General features: G+C 39.5%; 2 protein-coding genes. Both read left to right on the top strand.

Features of this window, described 5'->3' with window-relative positions; translation table 11 throughout:
• Positions 1 to 651: recombinase RecT (locus ACFIL3_RS10535; protein WP_375682254.1), on the top strand; the 651-nt coding region annotated here is incomplete at its 5' end.
• Between the two features lies 1 nt (position 652).
• Positions 653 to 939, top strand: a 287-nt coding sequence (locus ACFIL3_RS10540) for a YqaJ viral recombinase family protein (RefSeq protein ID WP_375682255.1), incomplete at its 3' end; no start/stop codon positions are given.

The following is a 939-nucleotide window of genomic DNA, read 5'->3' on the forward strand; positions in this document are numbered from 1 at the left end:
AAAGAAATCTATGCATTCCCTAAAAGAGGCGGCGGCATCATACCCGTTGTTTCTATCGACGGTTGGATAAAGATCATTAAGTCTAATCCTCAATTTGATGGGATGACCTTTCAAGATCAACTCGATAAAGACGGGAATCTCATTGCTATCAAATGTGCTATTCGTCTCAAAGGCATTAAAGACCCTATCGAAGTCACCGAATATCTCAAAGAATGCGAACAAGACCACAGTGACCCTTGGAAAAAATACCCCGCACGTATGTTGCGCCATAAAGCCACTATACAATGTGCTCGCTATGCTTTCGGGCTTTCCGGTATTTATGAAGAAGATGAAGCAAAACGTATCAATGAAACAAACCATAACGTACAAACGAAGTTAGTTTCTTATGATGTGCTTACGCAAATCAAACAATTAATAAACATCACTCAAACAGAAGAAGAAAAAGTGCTTGATTATGCACAAGTCGACAGGCTTGAAGATCTTCCTGATGAAGTAGCACAAAGGATTTTGGATATTTTGCAAAAGAGACAGCATGAAAAAGAACAATCTTTCCTACAACAAAAGCAAATAGAGGCGCCTATACAAGATGCCGAATATATTCACGTCCAAGATATCGAATATGGACCACAAGAACAAAGAACGGCGGTGTGAGATGGAACAAAGAACAGCAGAATGGTTCCAAGCACGCTTGGGTAAAGTCACCGCATCAAACATTTACAACATACTCAATAAAACTACAAAAGGATTGCCTACGAGCAAATATGAAGACTACAAAATCAAACTCATAACAGAGCGCTTGACAGGCGAAACAAGCCCCTATTATGAAACTGAAGATATGAGATGGGGTATTGAACATGAAGATGATGCCTTGAGAGAATATGGCTTCATTTATGATGCCAATATAACAAAGTGCGGCTTTATCCAACACCCCACAATAGA

This window comes from Bartonella sp. CE47NXGY (genome assembly GCF_042195415.1).
In the GTDB taxonomy this organism is placed as follows: Bacteria; Pseudomonadota; Alphaproteobacteria; order Rhizobiales; family Rhizobiaceae; genus Bartonella.